18 protein-coding genes, 1 tRNA gene and 1 pseudogene are annotated in these 21,749 nt (G+C 62.4%); 12 read left to right on the top strand and 8 right to left on the bottom strand.

What is annotated here, in order from left to right; translation table 11 throughout:
* The first annotated feature begins 73 nt into the window (after positions 1–73).
* Both ACAG21_RS21500 and ACAG21_RS21505 read left to right on the top strand, forming a co-directional pair.
* Positions 74–571 (top strand): Zn-ribbon domain-containing OB-fold protein, encoded by a 498-nt coding sequence (locus ACAG21_RS21500; protein ID WP_370498291.1) that lies wholly within the window; start codon positions 74–76, stop codon positions 569–571.
* A complete protein-coding gene (locus ACAG21_RS21505) occupies positions 571–1,779 on the top strand; it encodes a lipid-transfer protein (RefSeq protein WP_370498292.1) in 1,209 nt (402 codons plus the stop codon). The genes ACAG21_RS21500 and ACAG21_RS21505 overlap by 1 nt, the downstream gene beginning before the upstream one ends.
* A gap of 165 nt (positions 1,780–1,944) precedes the next feature.
* Here the strand turns inward: ACAG21_RS21505 and ACAG21_RS21510 are convergent, their stop codons facing one another.
* A complete protein-coding gene (locus tag ACAG21_RS21510; RefSeq protein WP_370498293.1) occupies positions 1,945–2,571 on the bottom strand; it encodes an ANTAR domain-containing response regulator in 627 nt (208 codons plus the stop codon).
* 111 nt (positions 2,572–2,682) lie between these two features.
* Between ACAG21_RS21510 and ACAG21_RS21515 the strand changes: the two genes are divergently transcribed.
* The 8 genes from ACAG21_RS21515 (at position 2,683) to cydC (ending at position 11,769) form a co-directional block, all read left to right on the top strand.
* Positions 2,683–2,759 (top strand) — tRNA-Leu (locus ACAG21_RS21515).
* 454 nt (positions 2,760–3,213) lie between these two features.
* A complete protein-coding gene (locus tag ACAG21_RS21520; protein WP_370498294.1) occupies positions 3,214–3,903 on the top strand; it encodes a hypothetical protein in 690 nt (229 codons plus the stop codon).
* Positions 3,904–3,951: 48 nt separating this feature from the next.
* The gene (locus tag ACAG21_RS21525; protein ID WP_370498295.1) at positions 3,952–5,292 is read left to right on the top strand and encodes an adenylate/guanylate cyclase domain-containing protein; all 1,341 of its coding nucleotides are present in this window, start codon (positions 3,952–3,954) and stop codon (positions 5,290–5,292) included.
* Between the two features lie 23 nt (positions 5,293–5,315).
* Complete coding sequence (locus ACAG21_RS21530) at positions 5,316–5,915, top strand: HdeD family acid-resistance protein (RefSeq protein WP_370498296.1); 600 nt, start codon at positions 5,316–5,318, stop codon at positions 5,913–5,915.
* A 45-nt stretch (positions 5,916–5,960) separates the two neighbouring features.
* Positions 5,961–7,415 (top strand): cytochrome ubiquinol oxidase subunit I, encoded by a 1,455-nt coding sequence (locus ACAG21_RS21535; protein WP_370498297.1) that lies wholly within the window; start codon positions 5,961–5,963, stop codon positions 7,413–7,415.
* A gap of 19 nt (positions 7,416–7,434) precedes the next feature.
* Positions 7,435–8,475 carry a cytochrome d ubiquinol oxidase subunit II gene (gene cydB / locus ACAG21_RS21540; RefSeq protein ID WP_370498298.1) on the top strand — a complete coding sequence of 347 codons (1,041 nt, stop codon included), beginning with the start codon at positions 7,435–7,437 and terminating at the stop codon, positions 8,473–8,475.
* Between the two features lie 80 nt (positions 8,476–8,555).
* Positions 8,556–10,145, top strand: a complete 1,590-nt coding sequence (gene cydD, locus ACAG21_RS21545) for a thiol reductant ABC exporter subunit CydD (RefSeq protein ID WP_370498396.1) — start codon at positions 8,556–8,558, stop codon at positions 10,143–10,145.
* Positions 10,090–11,769 (top strand): thiol reductant ABC exporter subunit CydC, encoded by a 1,680-nt coding sequence (gene cydC / locus ACAG21_RS21550; RefSeq protein WP_370498299.1) that lies wholly within the window; start codon positions 10,090–10,092, stop codon positions 11,767–11,769. Before cydD ends, cydC begins: the two co-directional genes overlap by 56 nt.
* A 206-nt stretch (positions 11,770–11,975) precedes the next feature.
* On the opposite strand, the gene ACAG21_RS21555 is transcribed toward cydC, so the two are convergent.
* The 7 genes from ACAG21_RS21555 to ACAG21_RS21585 all read right to left on the bottom strand — a co-directional run bounded on the left by ACAG21_RS21555 (position 11,976) and on the right by ACAG21_RS21585 (position 19,186).
* Positions 11,976–13,238: a cation:proton antiporter gene (locus tag ACAG21_RS21555; RefSeq protein ID WP_370498397.1), complete on the bottom strand. Its 1,263-nt coding sequence runs from the start codon at positions 13,236–13,238 to the stop codon at positions 11,976–11,978.
* A gap of 48 nt (positions 13,239–13,286) precedes the next feature.
* Positions 13,287–14,219, bottom strand: coding sequence for a hypothetical protein (locus tag ACAG21_RS21560; RefSeq protein ID WP_370498301.1), 933 nt, complete (start codon positions 14,217–14,219; stop codon positions 13,287–13,289).
* Between the two features lie 111 nt (positions 14,220–14,330).
* The gene (locus ACAG21_RS21565) at positions 14,331–14,627 is read right to left on the bottom strand and encodes a PPE family protein (protein WP_370498302.1); all 297 of its coding nucleotides are present in this window, start codon (positions 14,625–14,627) and stop codon (positions 14,331–14,333) included.
* Between the two features lie 169 nt (positions 14,628–14,796).
* Positions 14,797–15,732: a sulfotransferase domain-containing protein gene (locus tag ACAG21_RS21570; protein ID WP_370498304.1), complete on the bottom strand. Its 936-nt coding sequence runs from the start codon at positions 15,730–15,732 to the stop codon at positions 14,797–14,799.
* A gap of 89 nt (positions 15,733–15,821) precedes the next feature.
* The gene (cysC, locus tag ACAG21_RS21575) at positions 15,822–16,511 is read right to left on the bottom strand and encodes an adenylyl-sulfate kinase (protein ID WP_370498306.1); all 690 of its coding nucleotides are present in this window, start codon (positions 16,509–16,511) and stop codon (positions 15,822–15,824) included.
* 378 nt (positions 16,512–16,889) lie between these two features.
* Entirely contained in the window at positions 16,890–17,690 is an 801-nt protein-coding gene (cysQ, locus tag ACAG21_RS21580; RefSeq protein WP_370498307.1) for a 3'(2'),5'-bisphosphate nucleotidase CysQ, read from the bottom strand.
* Positions 17,691–17,764: 74 nt separating this feature from the next.
* Positions 17,765–19,186, bottom strand: a complete 1,422-nt coding sequence (locus ACAG21_RS21585) for an MFS transporter (RefSeq protein WP_370498308.1) — start codon at positions 19,184–19,186, stop codon at positions 17,765–17,767.
* A gap of 743 nt (positions 19,187–19,929) precedes the next feature.
* Between ACAG21_RS21585 and ACAG21_RS21590 the strand changes: the two are divergent.
* Positions 19,930–20,050, top strand: a pseudogene (locus ACAG21_RS21590) (inorganic diphosphatase); the annotation flags it as partial.
* A 596-nt stretch (positions 20,051–20,646) separates the two neighbouring features.
* Positions 20,647–21,723, top strand: a complete 1,077-nt coding sequence (locus ACAG21_RS21595; RefSeq protein ID WP_370498309.1) for a DUF190 domain-containing protein — start codon at positions 20,647–20,649, stop codon at positions 21,721–21,723.
* The last annotated feature ends 26 nt before the right edge of the window (positions 21,724–21,749 follow it).

Raw genomic sequence — 21,749 nt, forward strand, 5'->3', positions numbered from 1 at the left:
TGTGACGAGTCACCCGCCCCGGCGGAACTGCAACACGTTTCAGTTTTGTGTTTGAGCTGGGTAGTCTGGCCCAGTGCCAGAGGTCACCAGTACACAACCCGCGATCGACGGGTGGTTCGCCACCGACTCGACCACTGACGGGGCCGGAATTACCCATCTGATCGGCAGCAAGTGCCCAGCGTGCGGGACGTATGTCTTCCCGCCGCGGGAGAACAACTGCCCCAACCCGGCCTGCGCCAGCGACAGCCTGGACCCCGTCCCGCTGTCGACCCGCGGAACGCTGTGGAGCTACACCGAAAACCGGTATCCGCCGCCCGCGCCGTACCCCGCCGCGGATCCCTTCGAGCCGTTCGCGATCGCCGCGGTGGAGCTGGCCGACGAGGGAATCATCGTGCTGGGCAAGGTGGTCGAGGGCACGCTGGCCGCCGACCTGAAGGTCGGCATGCAGATGGAACTGACGACCATGCCGCTGTTCACCGACGACGACGGTGTCGAGCGCATCGTGCACGCGTGGAGGATCGCATCCGGCGGCGACGATGCAGAACGCAGCGATGAGGAGGAGCGCCGATAATGACGACGAGCACACCCGAACCGCTCTACATCCTCGGCGCCGGCATGCACCCCTGGGGCAAATGGGGCCGCGACTTCACCGAGTACGGCGTCGTCGCCGCGCGCGCCGCGCTGGCCGAAGCCGGGCTGGACTGGCGGCAGATCCAGCTGGTCGCCGGCGCGGACACGATCCGCAACGGCTACCCGGGCTTCATCGCCGGGTCGACCTTCGCGCAGAAGCTCGGCTGGAACGGTGTGCCGGTCAGCTCGAGCTATGCCGCCTGCGCCAGCGGATCGCAGGCGCTGCAGAGCGCACGGGCCCACATTCTGGCCGGGTTCTGCGACGTCGCGCTGGTGATCGGGGCCGACACCACGCCGAAGGGGGCGTTCGCGCCGGTCGGCGGCGAACGCAAGAACGACCCCGACTGGCAGCGGTTCCACCTGATCGGCGCGATGAACCCGGTGTACTTCGCGCTGCTCGCACGCCGGCGGATGGACCTGTACGAGGCGACGTCGGAGGACTTCGCTCAGGTGAAGGTCAAGAACTCGCAGCACGGCCTGCAGAACCCGAATGCCCGCTACCGCAAGGAATCTTCGGTCGAGGACGTGCTGGCCAGCCCGGTGGTCTCCGACCCGCTGCGGCAGCTCGACATCTGCGCCACCTCCGACGGCGCCGCGGCGCTGATCGTGGCGAGTGCGGACTTCGCGCGCAAGCATCTCGGCTCGCTCGACGGTGTGCCCTCGGTGCGCGCGGTCAGCACGGTGACACCGCAGTACCCGCAGCATCTGCCCGAATTGCCGGACATCGCAACGGATTCCACCGCCGTGGTGCCCGGACCCGAGCGGGTGTTCAAGGATCAGATTCTCGACGCGGCCTACGCCGAAGCAGGCATCGGACCCGAGGACGTCAGCCTGGCCGAGGTCTACGACCTGTCCACCGCGCTGGAACTCGACTGGTACGAGCACCTGGGGCTGTGCCCCAAGGGTGAGGCCGAGCAGCTGCTGCGCAGCGGCGCCACCGCCATCGGCGGTCGGGTGCCGGTCAACCCGTCCGGCGGCCTGGCCTGCTTCGGTGAGGCCATTCCTGCTCAGGCGATCGCCCAGGTCTGCGAGCTGACCTGGCAGCTGCGTGGCCAGGCCACCGGCCGGCAGGTGGAGAACGCCACGGTCGGCGTCACCGCGAATCAGGGCCTGTTCGGCCACGGTTCGTCGGTGATCGTGGCCCGCTAGGGCTCGTCAGCCCTATGCCCGTCTCGTCGGGTGTGCGTCCAGGGTTTTCGGTGTGCGCTAAGAGCGGGTGTCGCGGCATGCCGCCGCCCTGAGCGCACACTCAACGCCGCGGCGGCACACTCGCCGCCGTCCCCGCTCACTCGACGGCACCGGGGTCCCGAGCGGCTAGCTGGACTCCTCGTCGGACTCGCCGCCGAGGGTTTCCAGCACGACCTCGGCCACCCGCTTCATCGTGGTCCGCCGATCCATGGCGGCCCGCTGAATCCACTTGAACGCCTCGGGCTCGGTCATGCCCTGCTTGGACTGCAGCAGGCCCTTGGCGCGCTCGACGACCTTGCGTGTCTCCAGCCGATCCGACAGCGTCGCGACTTCGCGTTCCAGCTCGGTGATCTCGCTGAAGCGACTGACGGCCAGCTCGATGGCCGGGATCAGATCGCTGATCGTGAACGGCTTCACCAGGTACGCCATCGCGCCGGCGTCGCGCGCCCGTTCGACGAGGTCGCGCTGGCTGAACGCGGTCAGCACCACGATCGGCGCGATGCGTTTGCTGGCTATCTCGGACGCGGCGTCGATGCCGTCACGGCGCGGCATCTTCACATCCATGATCACGAGGTCGGGCTTATGAAGCTCGGCCAGCTCAACGGCTTCCTGGCCGTCGCCGGCCTCGCCGACGATGTCGTAGCCCTCCTCTCGCAGCATCTCGGCCAAGTCCATTCGGATCAGCGCTTCGTCTTCCGCGATCAGGACCCGGCGCGGCACAGCGGCGTCGGTGTCGGTCTTGGGGCCTGTCATGACGGACATTCTCTCGTGGATCGCGACAACCAGCGACATCGGGGGCGGTGAGAGCGAACGACGGCACCGATCCTCTATGGTGGGAGGCCGCAAAAGGTAAACACCAAGTAGGCCCTCGTATCCCAACTGGCAGAGGAAACGGATTCAAAACCCGTCCAGTGTGAGTTCGAATCTCACCGAGGGCACCATGCCTGACCCGGTGCAGACCGGAGCCAAGATCGCGTTTGCGCAACGCCGCAATAACGCGTCAATCCCGAAAGCAACACGCTTGGTTCGCGACACGTTGTTCGCTTGTTCAACAGACGTACAGTAAGCACGCTTTGCCCCGTTCACTCAGAATGGAGTTTGTCGTGTCGCGTTTTAGCAAACTGTTTGTTGCCATCGTTATCGTGCTGACCCCGCTCACCACTTCGGGATGCGGAAGCTTCTGCATTCCCGGCGGATCCTGCATCAGCATTTAGGCTCGGCGACTATCCACCCCTGTTCCGCAGGGGTGGATAGTCATGTCACGGGCCGCCGGTCGACAACCGGGATCGCCTGTGCACCAACATATTTAGTCAAACCCCAGGTTACATAACCCGACCTCAGTAGTATTCGGGCGTGCCGTGACAAGCGGTGCCTTCTCGTGTGGGAGGTTGTGGCGTGGACCTGCGACGCGATCGCCAGGAACCGTTGGCGGACATCGTCATTGAATTGGACGATCCCACCGAATTGTTCGCCGTCGACCCGCGAGCTCTGTTATCCGGCGCGCACCGAATCGACAGCGGCATCGACGAACTCGTCGAATTACTACTGGCCCAAAAGAGGCACTCCCGCATTCAGCGCATCGTGCTCGACATCGCCGGAGAATGCTCGCAGGACGAGGCCGAGAATTTGGTGGCGTCGGTCCGCCGCTACGGCGAGTTATCCGTGCGCCGGGCCAACCGGCAGCACGACCTGATTTGGCGCCAGGGAATGCGATCGCTGATCAGCGGCTCGGTGCTGTTCGTGGTCGGCATCGGGCTGTCATACCTCTTCACGCGCCCGATGGTGGGCGAAGTCGCGAGCGAACTCCTCGGCAACGGCGTGTTCCTCGTGGTGGCCTGGGTCGGCCTGTGGTACCCGCTCGACGTGCTGTTCATCGCCCGGGAACAAGCGAAGCGCGAAGCCCGGGTGTCGGCCACCATGGCGACCATGCCGGTCGTGGTCCGAACCCACGCCGGAGCGGTGCATGTCGCCCACCTGCCCGCGTTGCCGACGAAGCCGCCCACGGGGCATCGATCGGGCCGCCTTCGTGACAAGCACATCCACTTGCGCGGTGCGCCGTCGGCCGGGGCACCCGGCCACAGTTAGCTCACCGCAGCGTTGGGGAATGCCCTGGCAAACGGTTACGCTCTTAACGTGGTGCCTAGGAAATGCGGGGCCCCGCCAAACTCCTCAGATGGCTCGGCGCGACCGGACTGCAAAGCGGCGGTGCGGGCCGAGAATCGCGCCCGCAAGGAGCACTACGCGGATAGCCACGACCGTCGCGCCCGGGTGCTCAACATCAACGCGATGATGGCGGTGGTCGTCAGCCTGCTCTTCGGGATCCTGGGCATCTGGGCCGGATCCTTTGCACAGCAAACCCAGGTGATCACCCTGGTCGCCGCGATGATCTTTCTCACCGTCCCGTGGCTGCACCGCTTCGGGGAATTGGTTGCGCCGCTGACCTACATCGTCTCGGCGTATCTGGTCATCTTCGCCATCTGCTGGGAGGTCGGCACGGGCTCCGGCGTCCAGTACTACTACATCGCCAACGCGAGCCTGGTGGTGTTGCAGCTCGGCATCGAACGAATCGGCCTGGCCGCGCTGCTGGCAGGCATCGGCGCCGGGCTGGTGATCACCCTGCAGTTCCTGGTCCCCCGCTCGACCGGGCTCGAAGAGCCCTGGGCCGAGCGGACGAGCTTTGTCATCACGACGATCTCGGCCTGCACAATGGCGGTGGTGACGGTGTGGTTCGCGCTGCGCGACACCAAGCGCGCCGAAGCCGTCATGGAGTCGGAGTACGAGCGATCGGAAGCCTTGTTGGCCAACATGTTGCCGACCAGCGTCGCGGACCGGCTCAAAGAACCCGAGCGCAATGTGATCGCCGACCGATACGAAGAGGCGTCGGTGCTGTTCGCCGACATGGTCGGTTTCACCGAGCGCGCCAGCTCAACCGCGCCATGCGACCTCGTCAAGTTCCTCGACCGCGTCTACAGCGCTTTCGACGAATTGGTGGACAAGCACGGGCTGGAGAAAATCAAAGTCAGCGGGGACTCCTACATGGTCGTCAGCGGAGTCCCGCGGCCCCGGCCCGACCACGTGCAAGCACTGGCCGACTTTGCCCTCGACATGGTCGCGGCCGCCGCGAAAATCAAAGATGCACAAGGTCTTTCGGTGCCGCTACGAGTGGGCTTCGCGACGGGCACCGTGGTCGCGGGTGTCGTGGGATCGCGACGCTTCTTCTACGACGTGTGGGGCGACGCGGTCAATGTCGCGGCCCGGATGGAAGCGACGGACTCGGTGGGTCAGATTCAAGTGCCCGAGGACGTGTACGAGCGCCTGAAGGACGAGTTCGTGTTGCGCGAGCGTGGCCGCATCGAGGTCAAAGGTAAAGGCGTGATGCACACCTGGTACCTGATCGACCGCAAGCCGGCCGCGGCCGAACCCGGTGAAATGACGGCCGAGGAACCGCGAACGACGCACGGCGCCACGGTCTAAAGCCCCTATTTTCGGCTGCGCGGTTGTGCCACAGTGAGGCTATGCAGCCCAGCTCTGTTCCAAGCATGTTGCCGCATCTGTGGAAATCCACGCTGATATCGGGCGTCCTGACGCTGATCCTCGGTGCCCTGGTACTGGCGTGGCCGGGAATCTCCGTCCTGGCCGCGGCGATCGCTTTCGGTTTCTATCTGCTGATTACCGGTGTCGCGCAAGTCGTATTCGCTTTCAGCCTGCATGTTTCGGCGGGCAGTCGCATCCTGCTGTTCGTCAGCGGCGCCGCATCGTTGATCCTGGCCGTGCTGGCATTTCGCCACTTCGGCCAGGGATACGCGGTCCTGTTGCTGGCCATCTGGATTGGCATCGGATTCGTCTTCCGCGGAGTTGCCACAACGGTTTCCGCGATCAGCGATCCGACGTTGCCGGGACGCGGCTGGTCGATTTTCGTCGGCGTGATCACACTGATCGCCGGCGTTGTCGTACTGGCCTCTCCGTTCGCGTCGATCATCACGCTGGCGATCGTCGTCGGCATTTGGCTGGCCGTCATCGGCGTCTTCGAAGTGATCGCGTCGTTCGGAATCCGCAAGGCCTCTAAAGAACTCGGGAATGGCGCCGGAAGCGCCTAACTACTACACTGTGTCGTAGAACGCTGCAGTCACGGGAGATGACGGATGAATGTCGTCGACATTTCGCGGTGGCAGTTCGGTATCACCACCGTCTACCACTTCATCTTTGTGCCGCTCACGATCGGTCTGGCCCCGTTGGTGGCCGTCATGCAGACCGTCTGGGTGGCCACCGGTAACACCGCCTGGTACCGCCTGACCAAGTTCTTCGGCAAGCTGCTCTTGATCAACTTCGCGATCGGGGTGGCGACCGGGATCGTGCAGGAGTTTCAGTTCGGCATGAACTGGAGCGAATACTCGCGGTTCGTCGGCGACATCTTCGGCGCCCCACTCGCGATGGAAGGCCTGGCCGCCTTTTTCTTCGAATCCACCTTCCTGGGCTTGTGGATCTTCGGCTGGAGCAGGTTGCCGCGACTGGTGCACCTGGCCTGCATCTGGATCGTCGCGATCTCCGTCAACGTGTCCGCGTTCTTCATCATCTCGGCGAATTCGTTCATGCAGCATCCGGTTGGGGCGCACTACAACCCGGCGACCAAGCGCGCCGAGCTGGACAGCATCGGGGCGTTCCTCAGCAATAACACTGCCCGCGCGGCCTTTTCACACGCGGTCAACGGCTCGCTGCTGACCGCCGGCACCTTCATCGCCGCGGTGAGCGCCTGGTGGCTGATTCGCGCACAAAAGACAGGCAATGTCGATCTCGGCACCGTGTTTCGACCCGCGGCGATCCTCGGGTGCTGGGTGGCACTGTTGGCCACCGTCGGGCTGTTCTTCACCGGTGACCAGCAGGGCAAGTTGATGTTCCAGCAGCAGCCGATGAAAATGGCATCGGCGGAATCGTTGTGCAACACCGAAACCGATCCGGACTTCTCGATCCTGACGGTGGGCTCGCACAACAACTGCGACAGCATCACCCGCGTGATCCAGGTGCCCTACGTCTTGCCATTCCTGGCGGAGAGCAAATTCACCGGCGTGACCCTGCAGGGCGTGCGCAACATCCAGCAGGACTCTCAGCGCAAGTTCGGGCCAAATGACTACCGGCCCAACCTCTTCGTCACCTACTGGTCGTTCCGCATGATGATCGGGTTGATGGCGATCCCGGTGTTGTTCGCGCTGGCCACCTTATGGCTGACCCGTGGCGGCCGCACTCCCACCCAATCGTGGTACTCCTGGTTCGCGCTACTGACCATCCCCACCCCGTTCCTGGCCAACAGCGCCGGATGGGTGTTCACCGAAATGGGCCGCCAGCCATGGATTGTGGTGCCGAATCCGACCGGCGATCAGCAGGTCCGGCTGACGGTCGGCCAAGGCGTATCGGATCACGCGTCCGGCATGGTCGTCACCTCGTTGGTGACATTCACCCTTGTCTACGCGGTGCTCGCGGTCATCTGGTTCTGGCTGCTGAAGCGCTACGTCGCCGAGGGGCCGATGGAACACGATGCGGAACCCGCACCGCCGAAAGCACCCGGCGATGACGAAGTGGCCCCGCTGTCGTTCGCCTACTAACCCGGGAAGGAGTTGACCAATGGCGCTGCAAGAGTTGTGGTTCGGCATCATCGCCGTACTGTTCCTGGGTTTCTTCATCCTGGAGGGTTTCGACTTCGGCGTGGGAATGCTGATGGAGCCGTTCGCTCGGGTAAGCAGCGGCGATCCGGAAGTCCACCGGCGCACGGCACTGAACACGATCGGCCCGGTGTGGGACGGCAACGAGGTCTGGCTGATCACCGCCGGCGCCGGGATGTTCGCCGCGTTTCCCGGGTGGTACGCGACGGTGTTCTCCACCCTCTACCTGCCGCTGCTGGCGATCCTGTTCGGCATGATCGTGCGAGCCGTGGCGATCGAGTGGCGCGGCAAGATCGACGACACAAAATGGCGTACCCTGGCCGATTTCGGGATTGCGGCGGGGTCCTGGCTGCCCGCGGTGCTCTGGGGTGTCGCGTTCGCGATCCTGGTGCGCGGCCTGCCGGTGGACGCTAACGGCCACGTCCAGCTTTCCATCGGCGACGTGCTCAACGCCTACACACTGCTGGGCGGGGTGGCCACCGCCGGGCTGTTCTTGTTCTACGGCGCGGTGTTCGTCGCGTTGAAGACGGCGGGCGCGATCCGCGACGACGCGCACCGATTCGCCAAACAACTGTCACTACCGGTCACGGGACTCGTTGGCGCCTTTGGGCTCTGGACGCAGCTGGCGTACGGCAAGGACTGGACCTGGCTGGTGCTGGCGGTGGCGGTCGTCGCACAGCTTGCCGCGGTGGCGCTGGTGTGGCGCCGGGCGTCCGACGGCTGGGCGTTCGCCAGCACCGCACTGGTTGTGACGGCGGTGGTGATTCTGTTGTTCGGCGTGCTGTATCCCAATTTGGTGCCCTCCACGCTGAACAAGCAGTGGAGCCTGACGATCTACAACGCGTCGTCGACGTCTTACACACTGAGGATCATGACGTGGGTGACCGCATTCTTCGCCCCACTGACGGTCGCGTACCAGGCTTGGACGTATTGGGTTTTCCGGCAACGGATTTCGACTGACCGGATACCTCCGTCGATCGGGCTGGCAAGGCGTCCGTCCTGAGCACACGCACCTCCCGGGCCCCCCTGGACCCGCGACTGTGGCGGGCATCGAGCGCGTTGCGTCGCTACCTGGTCGCCACGGTGAGCTGCGGAGTGGTGATCTCCGGCTGTGCGATCGGATCGGCGATCGTGCTGGCCGGCATCGTCGCGAAAATCATCACCGATCCCTCGGCTCATGGCCTGCGGGGCTGGCTGGGACCGCTGTCGATCCTGTTGGCGCTGTGGGTCGTTCGCACGGTGACGCATTGGTGGCAGGCGCGCCTGGGCCAGCGCGGCGCCAGCGCGGTGATCGCCGATCTCAACGATCAGGTGCTGACGGCGGTCACCGCCCGGCAACCCAACGAACTCGACGCGCAGCGAGATGCGGCCGCGGTTGTGGTAACCCGCGGCCTGGACGGCTTACGTCCGTATTTCACCGGTTACGTGCCCACCTTGCTGCTTGCCGCGATCCTGACTCCGGCGACCGTGGCCGTGATCGCGCTCTATGACCTGAAGTCGACGGCGATCGTGGTGATCACGCTGCCGCTGATACCGATTTTCATGGTGCTGATCGGGCTCGCGACAGCGGAGCGATCCGCGGCCGCGCTGGCCGCCATGACCACGCTGCAGGGCCGGCTGCTGGACCTGATCGCGGGCATCCCCACGCTGCGGGCGTTGGGCCGCGCTTCGGGGCCCGAGCATCGCATCGCCGAACTCGCTGCGGCTCATCGCCGCTCGGCGATGGCGACGCTGCGCATCGCATTCCTGTCGGCGTTGGTCCTCGAATTGCTGGCCACCTTGGGCGTCGCGCTGATCGCGGTCGCTATTGGTCTGCGCCTGGTGGTCGGCGAGATGACGCTGAGCACCGGATTGACCGTGCTGCTGCTGGCACCCGACGTGTACTGGCCGCTGCGCCGCATCGGCGTGGAATTCCATGCCGCTCAAGACGGCCGGACCGCCGCCGACGAGGCGTTCGCGCTGATCGGCGATTACCCCGTGGCCGCACAGCGCGACCGAACGGTGGTCGCGAGCGGGACGGAGATCCGGCTCGAGCAGCTCAGTGTCGCCGGCCGAGACGGCAATTCGCCCTGCGAGCTGACGGCGGTGATCCCGCCGGGCCGCGTGACGGTGCTGACCGGGCACAACGGCGCCGGCAAGAGCACCACGCTGCAAACCATCGCGGGACTCACGATGCCCTCATCCGGTCGGGTCCTGGTCGACGGGGTCGACGTCGCGGAGTTGGAGCGCAGCGCGTGGTGGCGACAACTGTCCTGGCTGCCGCAGCGCCCGGTGCTGGTCCCCGGCACGGTCCGCGACAACCTGGCCCTGTTCGGCGAGCTGAAGGACCCCGAACATGCCTGCGCGGCAGCAGGATTCGATTCGGTTCTGGCTGAGCTGCCGGACGGGCTGGAGACCGTGCTGGGGCGCGACGGCGCGGGGCTGTCGCTGGGACAGCGCCAGCGGCTGGGCTTGGCCCGCGCGCTCGGCTCACCGGCTCCGGTGCTGCTGCTCGACGAGCCCACCGCCCACTTGGATGCCACCACCGAGCAGCGGGTGCTGCGGGCCATTGTGGAGCGGTCACGCGCGGGGTCGACCGTCGTGGTCGTCGGCCACCGGCAACCCGTCGTGGCAATCGGTGACCACGTGGTCGAGGTGGTTTCGGACGGCGAGGTGCGTTGTGCGCGAGTCTGATCCGCTCGTTGCGGCGTCAAGTCTGTTGCGGCCGCGGCTGCCCCGCATCCTGGCCGCCATCGCGTTGGGAGTGCTGTCGCTGGGCAGCGCGCTGGCCTTGGCCGGGGTGTCAGCCTGGCTCATCACGCGGGCCTGGCAGATGCCGCCCATCCTCGACTTGTCGGTCGCGGTCGTCGCGGTGCGCCTGTTGGCGATCTCGCGCGGCGTGCTGCACTACTGTGAGCGACTGGTCACCCACGACACCGCGCTGCGCGCGGCCGGCTCCGCGCGGTCCCAGATCTATCACCGGCTGGCGCACGGACCCGCCGCGGTGGCCGTCCGGCTGCACAGCGGTGAGCTGGTGGCGCGCGTCGGCGCAGATGTCGACGAACTCGCCGACGTCCTGGTGCGCGCCCTGATCCCGATCGGTGTCGCATCCGTGTTAGCGGTGGCCGCAACGGTCGCGGTCGCGGTGATCTCGCCGGCGGCCGGGGCGGTGCTGGCGATTTGCCTGCTGATCGCCGGCGTGCTGGCTCCCCTGCTGGCGGGCAGGGCGGCGGCCACGCAGGAAGAGGTTGCCCGTCAATATCATTCGGAGCGCGACACCGCGGCAATGATCGCCCTCGAGCACGCGCCCGAGCTTCGTGTCGCCGGCGTCCTGCCCGGCGTCATCGCAGAATCACATCGTCGCCAGCTCCGCTGGAGTGATGCGCTGGACGCGGCCGCCAGGCCGGCCGCCCTGGCCGAGGCCATGCCGACCGCCGCGGTCGGAGCCAGCGTGCTCGGCGCGGTCGTCGCCGGCATCGGGCTCGCACCCGCGGTGGCCCCGACCACCTTGGCGGTCTTGATGTTGTTGCCGCTGTCCGCATTCGAGGCGATGACTCCCCTACCCGGGGCCGCCATTCAGTTGACGCGTTCACGGATCGCCGCGCGCCGTCTGCTCGATCTGGCGCCGTCGGTCCGCAAGGCCGAATCCGAATCCCCCGCGCCGATACCGGCCGGCACCGCGAGGTTGTCGGCCGACGTGCGATCCGGCCACACGCAGGCGTTGTCGCACCGGGTGACCGTCGACCTCGAGCCGGGCGCACGGTTGGCCGTCACCGGCGCCAGTGGCGCCGGGAAAACGACGCTGCTGATGACACTGGCTGGGCTGGTGGCGCCACTGCACGGCCACGCGATGTTGAACGGAACTGAGGTGAGCCGGTTCGACGAGCATGAATTGCCCAGCGCGGTCTGCTTTTTCGCCGAGGACGCGCATATCTTTGCCACCACGGTTCGAGACAACCTCCTGGTCGCCCGCGGCGACTGCGACGACGACGAACTGCGAGCAGCGCTGGACGCGGTCGGCCTCGGTGACTGGCTCGCAAGTCTTCCCGAGGGACTGTCGACGGTGCTGACCGGCGGCGCGCAAGCGGTCTCGGCGGGTCAGCGACGCAGGCTGCTGCTGGCCCGGGCGATGCTGTCGCCGGCCCGCATTGTGCTGCTCGACGAGCCCACCGAACATCTCGATGCGGTTGACGCCGAACGGATTTTGACCGATCTGCTGGCCCCGGCGTCCGGGCTGATCAGCAGCGAGCGAACGGTTGTGGTGGCCACGCACCACCTGCCCACGGCAGTGCGCTGTTCCGAGCTGCACATCGGGTAAGCGCAGATGGTGACGTGCATGGCCCACTGGTATTCGCAGGCGGAGCCACTCGCCCCTGCCCGCGGGACTGCTACGAGCCGGCCGGCAGCGCGGCTGTCGGACGCCCCAGTTCGTGCCAGTGCACGATCAGTACGTTGTCGCCCGTCACTGCCACCTCGCGCCTCCATCAGTCGCCGCGACCGCGGCCTTTTTCCGGCACCCGCGAATCAGGCCGCCGTCGCACCCTCGCTCGGAATGTCCGCGGCATCCTCGACTACGTCGGATTTCAGCAATGGCCAACCCTTACGCAAGACATAGTCGAGCCACGCGCCGGCAAACTGCGAAGTGAGGACCGCCGCGACCACGAGCGTGGTGTAGAACTTTGAGCTGATGATGCCGGCGTCGAATGCAACGCTGGCCAGAACAATTCCCGGACCGCCACGGGCGTTCGTGGTGATACCAAGGTTGACCAAATCGAGTCCCCGAAATCCCGCAAAGCGTCCTGCGAGTGATACCGCCAGTACTTTGACCGCGCACGTCGCAAGGATAAAGATGACGATCATGGGCACCGAGAGGCCCCGGATGAGATCCAATTTCAACCCGACGACCGCGAAGTAGATCGGCACAAAAAAGGCGAACGATACTTTACTGATTGCGTCGAGCGCGTCGGCGAAAACGTTGTGCTGCTTGTCCACAACTGCGAAGCCGGCAAGAAATGCGGCGAAGACGAGGTTGACGTCGAGTGCTCCGGCAACCGCGCAATACGCGAGCAGGACCCCGATCGCATAGCCGGTGGGTGAATGTTGCGCGAAAGTATTCCAACGAGCCACATTGATGCGTTTGACGATCCGCGGGACGAGCGTGAGGCCCAACAGGAAATACGCCAGGGTCACTATCAGGTGCACCGTGAGTTGCTCCGCATTCAAAGACGCGTGCGCTGCGACTGACGTCGCAACAGCCAGCGCCAGCCACAGGACGATATCCTCGAGCACAGCGACACCGAGAACGAGCCGCGCGAACCGGGTGTCCAGAATTTCCAGGTCAGCGAAGATCTTCGAAACCACCGGCACCGAGGTGACGGCGATACCGACCGCGAGAATGATGATGAGCGAGACGCGATTGCCATGCGGACCAGCCAAACTCGGGCTAATCAAATGTGGGCCGAAGATCAAGCCGAGCATGAACGGGATTCCTGTCCCGACGACGACAAGCCAACTCACCGAGCGTCGTTCGCCCCGGCCGAACAACTGCTGCGTCTCGGCGCCGGAAACAAACATCAGCAGCAACAGGCCAAGCCAATACACGAACGTCAGGATGTGATTGGCATGCCTGGCGCTGTCGAAGGTGTGCGCGATAACGGGCAGCCGGCCGAGCAGCGCGGGACCCAATACGATACCGGCCAAAATTTCACCAACCACTTTAGGTTGGCGAAGCTTCATGAAAAGATACCCTAGAAGTTGGGCCAAACCCACAAGTAGCAACAGGGTCATAATTACTGCGGTTAATTCACTGTTCGACACCAGGCACTCCTCGTGTTATCAGGACATCGTTTCGGCCAGCGGCCGGTGCCGACACCATCGTCGGTAAATCAGAAAGCTGAGCGTTAGAGCCACTGTCCCGACGGTCACGGCGACAGGGTATTTCAAGCCGGGGGAATTGATGATCAAGGGCAGGATCCCGATTGCCAGCGCCGGAGGCATGTGAATTTGCAGAAGGCGAAGAATCATTATGCCGGCCGTCATGCTACATCCGGCCGCAAGACCACCGATTCCCAGAAGGCTCACAGCCAGGCAACCTACGGAGGAGGTCAGAAAGCATGCAATCGGAAATGCGACTGGCTTGCGGGCCCACGGACATGATGTGGGATTGGAAAACATCTCGTATGCGATGACGACAAGTGGTGGAATAAGCAGGAGGCGAAGGCCAAATGCTGTCGCACACAAGGCCATGAGCACAACGAACAGCGCGAATGGTACAACCCACCGGTATCCGACCGGCGGTGTTTCAAGCACGTCATCGATCCCGTCAGTGGCATCTTCGAGCACGGCGCAGTACCTATTGCGATAACACCAGCGCCACGGCAAAAACACGATGATCAACGCGGACAGCCCTACCATGACCAATATCGGATAACGCCCGCTGGTGATATCCAAAACGAGCGGAAGCATCCCGGCGGCGATCGTGGGCGCAATATTCGATTTGAGCGCGAACAGCAGAATCAAACATAGTGCAGTGACGACACATACCGCGACAACCCCATAACCGAATTGTCGTGCGAACATTGTGCCGATACCAGCACCAATGGTGGGCGTGATAATCACCCGTCCGGGTTGACTGGCCCATTTCCCCCACGGTCGCGTCAAGACGTCAGCTGAAAGCGCGGCAAGTGCAGGGAAAAGTAGATAATGCCAACCGCTGTGCTGTGCCACCGCCGCGATTGCGACGACGTACAGCACCGCGGCGGCTTCCATTGCCATACGATCGCGGGGCGTGAGAGCTGCACGAGTCATCGATCCTCAAATTTCGATGCGGGGAACTGGAAATTTCATTGTGGCGACTCCGCGATGAACCGCTCCGTGACTTCAGGCAGCAGCAGCGGCGGCTCTCGGTTGGCTGGCAGTCTGTTCGGCCTGGCCTGTGGTAGCGCTGAACCAACCCGCATACGGTACGACGGGCGCAGCCATCGCTGCCGACGTCGGACCGCGCCATCCAAACGTCAACGCCGACACCGCCGACGAATAGAAAGAAGCAACTGGATCCAGCTCTGCGGCCAAGTCCTCCCAACCTCCCGCCAAGGCCAGCATCGGCCTCGTTCCCGGGACCGCGTAAATGCGACCGGAGGTGATCTCCGGCGGAAGCATCCCGAAATCGATTGTCATCTATACCTCCTCCCCGCCTCCCGCCGTATCAATGAGCCCAGTCCACAGTCGCTCTACCAGATTCGGACTAACGGTTGTGCAGACAATCTCCAAATCGACTAATTTGCGGCGTATTTCGGCTGTTGCACCGTTGCGAAGCCCACCTCACTTCGCAACGGTGCAGCGGCAGTTAGCTCGTGACCGGAACTTGACCCGTCTCCAGCCACTGGGCACATTCCGCACCCAGTTTTTCCAGGGCCACGCGATCGAAGCGCTCGGCCTGCGCCGGCGTCAGTTCGCTGCGGTAATCGCGCTTGGGCCCTTTGTGGAAGAAGGCTTTGGCACTGGACATGTGCTCGCCGTTGAACGGCGCCATCTTCTCGGCGCGGCCACTCATGTACTCGAACGAACTGTGTTTGACGATGTCATCCATACGTAGCGACGCGGGATCAATGCCGAAGAATTCTGCGAGGCGGACGATTTGACCTGCCAAGTCATCCTTCAACTGCTGATAGTGCAGCAGCAATACGTTGGGCTCGTCTCGGAGCTTCCACCACGACTGCATGATGTCGAGCAGGTCGCAGCAACCGTAACCGCCCGTGTCGAGCCACAAATCGAAGAATGCCTGCATGTCCTCGGGAATCACGAGCGGAGTCGAGTCTCCCGACCACTCGGCGTGGATCCGGTTGATCGCCGACATCGTCGATTCAGAAAAGTTGTAGAGGTAGTTGTGGAAGCTGATCCCCAAGTCTTTGCCGTTCCTGCCGACGAACACATAGCGCGCCTCCGGGCCGATAGGCAGGGCATCGGCAGGCAGATGGGACTTCATCACTCGTCGGTTACCAGCTTCGCGCTGTTGCTTGAGCACGTTCAGCATGCCGGCATGGTTGCCCCAGCTGGAATCGAGCCAAGGTGAAGTGTCTGAGAGTCCACCTTCATTCTCGACCCCGTTGTGCAATATCTGCTGGACGATGCGCTGGGTCCAGGTCGTGCCGGCCTTGAACGGGTCGGCAACCACGATGTCCCCCTCGACGAAGCCGCCCTGCGCCAGGAAATCCGCCCATACCGAAGAGTCGGACAGGTAGTCCCGCAGAACTCTTGTCGGAGCAATCAGTTGTTTTGTCATACAAACCACCTTTCTATTCGAAATTTCGACACTTCGCGTTTAGCGTTGAACTTATTTGCAAACTTCAAACATGTGAGTTAACGAATCCCCTAGATGACGACAGCTTTCTTTTCGGTTTGACGATGGCCGATTGTCCGGGTGATACCTATTTTCTCTAGGTAAGAGATCACTTCGTCCGCTAACGAATCAGCACTCTTGTTTGCCCCATCCAGATGCAACTCCGGCTTCAGCGGGGCCTCGTAAGGAGCGTCAATACCGGTGAATCCCTTGATGGCTCTCGCGTGCACTTTCTTGTAGAGACCTTTAGGATCACGCTGCTCACACACCTCGATCGGAGTGTCAATAAATATCTCGATGAAATCGCCAACGGCAAAAGTAGCGCGAACCGCATCACGATCGCGTCGGTACGGACTGATGAAAGCCGTCAATGTCACGATGCCTGCTTCGCAAAATAGCTTGGATACCGCTCCAATCCGTCGAATGTTTTCCTTACGGTCTTCGGCCCCGAATCCGAGGCCGAAGCGCTTAGCGAAGTCCTCACCGTGGCGTTCTTCAAGAAGATCAGGACTGGCATTGAGTTCGCACCGAACGTTGTCACCATCCAATAGGAAGCTGTGCACCCCCCGCTCATAGAGTTTTTGGTCAACGAGATTAGCGACCGTACTCTTACCGCTGGCGCTGAGCCCGGTCAGCCAGATAACACGACCCGGGTGGCCATTTAAGCTTTCTCTCTCGTCCCGCGAAACTCTGTGGTCGTGCCAAGCAACATTAGAAGTCATGTTCCATCCTCAATACCGACCGCATTCGGACTTATGCGCCCAGGAGTTTGCATTGATATTTCTAATCGTGCCGCGGCCCCAAAGCTGCGCCGCACTCATTTGATTTTGGAGTTGGCGGGATGAAAGGTTCCGCGGCAGCGGAAACGAAACACCTAAGCCGGAGCTGTTGCCGAGCGGGTCGGTCCCCATGGCATCCGACGCTGGTAGCCGCCTGCATAGACTTTTACTCATTGTGATTTTAATTATCGGCACCTTACCTTACAGTGAGCTGTACTTCATCTACCTAATTGCTGGTTATTATTTAGTTATGCTCCGGATTATGAGCGGTTTCGCCAGAGCACAGGAAAAGGCGTAGCCGTAGGTGCTGGAACCGTGCGGCTACATGAAGCCCAACACAAATCCCTCATTCTTCAACTCAGGCTTGTTGTAGGTTATCGATGATTTACGCTGAGCCTTCCTGAGCGAGTTTCGGTAGATACAATCGCCTGCCGCCACGTCCCACTCCATCGTGGGATTCAACCGTGGGTAAATATCAGCAAGGCCCTCCGCAACAAGACAGAATTTCAGCGAACTCCCCGCCGCGAGACGATCTTTGACAAGAAAATCCTTCAAGTAGAAGTTCAGCTCCGGGGACGGATGCGATTTACTCTCGACGACCGTGATACCTCTAGCGAGATCCGGCAGCGAAGAAAATATTCTGACGGGTGGGTGTTCCCCCACCTGTTTCCAGCTTCCACGTCCCTTTTCTGCATAGTAGAGGAGGTCTTTCTCCGGGACATAGACCACCCCGGCAACCGGCTCTCCATTCTCGATGAGGGCTATGTTGACAGTGAACTCACCGCTGCCGCGTACGAACTCTTTAGTCCCGTCCAGGGGATCAACCAGCCAGAATCGATGCCACTGCTTTCGGACCTCATAGTCGGGAAGTTCCGACTCTTCCGAAACTATTGGTATCCCGGCATCTAAAAGCTTCAGATGCTTGGCTATATATTGGTTTGCTGCCAAGTCGGCATCAGTGACCGGTGACGTGTCGTTGTCGTGATCGCCCTTTTCTGCGCTGCGAAAATTGTGGCGATAGGTCAGAATCAGCTTTCCTGCTTCGACGGCGATAGCTGTCACCTCAGCCAGATCTGGGATGCCTGAAGACTCGCCAACCAGTTGAGTCTTTCCGTCTGCCATCTTCTTCGCCCTCCGATTACTCCACGACTCGTGCCATTACTCAGAAACTCCAGATGACCCCCTCGCCGGGTCAGTCACGTCTTGACCGACTCCCCTGCAATGGATGGCGTCGGTATGTTGATTGACACCGGCGTTCTCCGCGGCCGCACATATCGCGTCCAGGTCAGCAACGCCGCCGCCACGTAGCACATCAAGAAGATCCATAACGCTGGTGTCGCAGTGCCGGCGCTCGAATACGACTGCCGCAGCGCCAGATTGATCCCCACACCACCCAGTCCCCCGAACGCACCCGCAACGCCGATCAACGCTCCCGACCTGACCCGCGCCCAATTGCCACGTTCGGGGTCGCTTAGGTCAAGATCGCGGCTGCGCACTTCAAAAACTGCCGGAATCAGCTTGTACACCGGGCCTTTCCCGGCGCCGCAGAAGATGAAGAGCGCCATGAAGCCCACGATGTAGCCCGTCATCGTTAGTGCTGTCACAGCATCACCGCGGCCGCGGACGTGATCGTCATGTGTGCTCACCGCGACAAGCAATCCGCCGGCCACTATCGCGCCCAGGAAGACACTCAAAGCCACGCGACCGCCACCGAAGCGATCGCTCACCTTGCCGCTGATCATGCGCGCCAACGATCCCAGCAGGGGACCGATAAAGGCGATTTCGGCGGCGTGCAACGACGCCTGCGCATGAGTTTGTCCACCGGCGATGAAGTTGTGCTGCAGGACCTGGCCGAACGCGAAGGCAAAACCCAGGAACGACCCCGACGCACATAGATAGAGGAAGGACAGTGCCCAGGTGTCAGGCACCGAGAGAACTGCACGCACGTTGGTTAGGGACAATCCATTCCGATGCGCGACGATGTCGTCCATGAACAGCGCGGCGCCAGCCCCGCCGAAGGCCAGCAGCACCAGATAGATCGCACACACCCAATAGGGCGCCGCATGGCCCGCGGTGGCGAGCGCTATGAGCCCGACGGCCTGGATCGCCGCAGACCCCAGGTTAGCCATGCCACCGGTGAGCCCCAACGCAAAACCCTTGAGCCGCTGCGGAAACAACCCGTCCACCTTGGCGAGCGACGCTGAGTAGTTGCCGCCGCCCAGACCCGTGAAGGCAGCGCACACTAGGTATGGCCACAGCGGCAGGCCGGGATTAGCCAGCAAGATGATGGTACCCGCGGTGGGTATGAGAAGCACCAGCGTTGAGAAAGTCGTCCAGGTGCGGCCGCCGAACCAGTTGGCGGCCATCGAATAAGGGATGCGCGCAAGTGCGCCAACCAGTGACGCCGTCGCGTCCACCAATAGTTTGTCACCGGTCGAGAAACCGTAGATGGACTCCGGCATGAACAGCACCATCACCGACCAGAGGTACCAAACCGAAAAGCTGATATGCACATTCACGATTTGCCACAGCAGGTTGCGCGACGCGATGGCGTGGTTGCCGCCATACCATGTCTCGGCGTCCTCTACATTCCAATCTGCGATGCGCATTCGCGCCATGCGGTACAACCTTTCACGGATGAGAGTTGGCGTCACTACGGACCCAGCCGCAGGTGGGGAAGCGGAATGCGTTGGACTTATTAGCAATTCATTGGGCCTCGATCAGACGAACGACGCTTCTATGTTGCCCAAGTGCCCGATGGGTAACGGACCGTCGCCAGACACCGCCCGCTCTGTCAGGTAAGTGATCGCCCCGGAGCCCCGCAGCGGTGACCCGCAAGTGCTAGGACGATGCCGTTCAGACGCGCACGCCCTCCTCGTCCGCACCCGCCGATCTGTCCTCGGCCCGTCGGCACGTACCCTGACCCTGCGTCGCCACGAGTACCCGAAATCGTCTGCCTTACAGCTCAACTCGTCTGGATCTAGCTTATCGGGCGATACGTGCAGGAGCACACCCGGGCACACTGGTCTGGCATCAGCTGAATCCGCAGAAGCCGCCGAGGCGGCTGGGCTACCGGATCCAGTGATGTCGATCGTGGATATCGCGCAATATTCAACGGCCACGTACGGTCCTTTGCGTCGTATTCGACTGGACGGTCGCCCAGACGATTTCCGATCTGCTCCGCAGGGACCGTTGGCCGTCGATTACGTGACGCGCAGTTATGGCGAGCCCCACCGCCTGGTCGCACCGGCATGGCGATGCAACCTTAAAAACTCGTCTGATGTGATTGTTTGACAGTCAATCCGACTTGCGATCGGACCGCAACGCCAAGGCGCCGATGTACAGTAACTTTCCAGCTACCGCGCGGCCGGTTGGCATTTTCCAAATGGTTGACGAGGCGGGCGGGGACAACACAGTCTTGTGTGTACCGGCCGACGACCCACGATGGGGACCACATCAAAGACATTACCGATGTGGCGAGCCCCACCGCCGTGATGCGCTGAACTCGACAGCGCAATTCATGCTTCCACGACTGGATATATCGACCGTAGAACTCACTCATGGGCGGTCACAACCTAAACCGTTGCTGTGCAGGAGATTGCCGGCAGAAGTCGCCGATACTCACAGCCGGCGTCCTCTCCTCTGAACTGTCGACGAGCGACTGCTACGTCGCCCAACCAGCTGTCCCGCAGCGACGGAGTTGCCGAACCCGAACTGCGCGCGGACTCGGCAGGAACATCACTGATGCACAGGATATTTCCAGGTGGCTTCACTGGCAGGCGGAGTTGACCGTGTGGCTTTGTCATGATGCGGTCCAACACCCTGAGTCAGGGACACACGAGCTGCCCATGTCAGCTCAGAAGGGCCCATCAAAAGCGAGAATTGAGGACTCCATTGCGTAGATCGGTGAAACGCCAACGACCGCTTGCCTACTGGAGCTTCCTGTTCGGTCAGAACACCTGCCGCGAATACCGGCCACAGAACCTTCGCCCCACCCGTCGGCATCACATGGTCACCCATCACGTCCACGCAGCGAGTGGTTGTGGAACTTGCTGCTCGCCGACGTCGAGGAGCAGCCATGGATGAAGACTGCCTGAAGCTTACCGTCTATGTAGCTGAGCGCCGACGGACCGGCGATGGGTTTGTCTCCGATTCACTGCTCAAATTGTTTGAACAACAGCGCATTTCCAGCAGCGTCGTGCTTCGTGGCATTGGCGGCTTCGGTACAGGCCGTCACCTTAGAACCGATGAGTCTTTGACACTCTCTGAAGACCCACCCGTGGTCGTGGAAGCCGTCGACGCCAGATCAAAGATCGAAGCACTGTTGGACGACACGTTAACCATCAAACAACGAGGCCTGGTTACCCTGGAACGCGCCCGGTTGTTGCGCGAGGACATCATGCCCGTCGAGTTGCCAGACGAGTTGAATGAAGCCATCAAGCTGACTGTCTATGTAGGGCGTAAGGAACGCGTATACGGAGTGCCCGCATTCATCGCGATCTGCGAGCTGATGCACCGGCGCGGACTGGCCGGCGCGTCGGTATTCCTGGGCATCGACGGCACCTCCCACGGACATCGCCAACGCGCCAAATTTTTCAGCCGCAACCCCGACGTCCCGATGATGATCGTTGCCGTCGGCTCTGGCCACCTGATCGGGCGGGTGTTGCCCGAGATCGGCGGATTGCTTCGGCGGCCGCTGATTACTGTTGAACGAGTTCGTGTTTGCAAGCGCGACGGCGAATTGCTCAAGCGACCACACGCTTTGCCGGGAACCGATGAACATGGCCTACCACTGTGGCAGAAGTTGATGATCTATACCTCCGAATCGGCTGTCCACAACCGCATGCCGATTCACCGGGGGCTGATCTACCAGCTTCGCAAACAGAAAGCACCCGACGGTGCGACCGCGATACGCGGAATCTGGGGCTTCCACGGCGATCACCAACCCCACGGCGACAAACTATTCTCGGTCACCCGCGACGTTCCGGTGGTTACGGTGATCATCGACACCCCGGCCAACATTGCCGAATCCTTCGACGTCGTAGACGAATTGACCCAATGCCAGGGATTGGTCACCAGCGAAATGGTGCCGGCGTTGGTGTCCGACAGTGACGACGATCAGGATGGGCTCCCGATCGCCAAGTACCGCTACTAGCGAGCGTGGTGAGAATCGTGAAGCAC

The organism is Mycobacterium sp. pR1184, assembly GCF_041287235.1.
Classification (GTDB): Bacteria; Actinomycetota; Actinomycetes; order Mycobacteriales; family Mycobacteriaceae; genus Mycobacterium.

Excerpts from the sequence above, each read along its gene's own strand:
- ACAG21_RS21505 (WP_370498292.1), top strand. The coding sequence starts at position 571 with ATGACGACGAGCACACCCGAACCGCTCTACATCCTCGGCGCCGGCATG.
- ACAG21_RS21510 (WP_370498293.1), bottom strand. The coding sequence starts at position 2,571 with ATGACAGGCCCCAAGACCGACACCGACGCCGCTGTGCCGCGCCGGGTC.
- ACAG21_RS21535 (WP_370498297.1), top strand. The coding sequence starts at position 5,961 with ATGAATGTCGTCGACATTTCGCGGTGGCAGTTCGGTATCACCACCGTC.
- cydB (WP_370498298.1), top strand. The coding sequence starts at position 7,435 with ATGGCGCTGCAAGAGTTGTGGTTCGGCATCATCGCCGTACTGTTCCTG.
- ACAG21_RS21555 (WP_370498397.1), bottom strand. The coding sequence starts at position 13,238 with ATGACCCTGTTGCTACTTGTGGGTTTGGCCCAACTTCTAGGGTATCTT.
- ACAG21_RS21560 (WP_370498301.1), bottom strand. The coding sequence starts at position 14,219 with ATGGAAGCCGCCGCGGTGCTGTACGTCGTCGCAATCGCGGCGGTGGCA.
- ACAG21_RS21565 (WP_370498302.1), bottom strand. The coding sequence starts at position 14,627 with ATGACAATCGATTTCGGGATGCTTCCGCCGGAGATCACCTCCGGTCGC.
- ACAG21_RS21570 (WP_370498304.1), bottom strand. The coding sequence starts at position 15,732 with ATGACAAAACAACTGATTGCTCCGACAAGAGTTCTGCGGGACTACCTG.
- cysC (WP_370498306.1), bottom strand. The coding sequence starts at position 16,511 with ATGACTTCTAATGTTGCTTGGCACGACCACAGAGTTTCGCGGGACGAG.
- cysQ (WP_370498307.1), bottom strand. The coding sequence starts at position 17,690 with ATGGCAGACGGAAAGACTCAACTGGTTGGCGAGTCTTCAGGCATCCCA.
- ACAG21_RS21585 (WP_370498308.1), bottom strand. The coding sequence starts at position 19,186 with ATGGCGCGAATGCGCATCGCAGATTGGAATGTAGAGGACGCCGAGACA.
- ACAG21_RS21595 (WP_370498309.1), top strand. The coding sequence starts at position 20,647 with ATGGATGAAGACTGCCTGAAGCTTACCGTCTATGTAGCTGAGCGCCGA.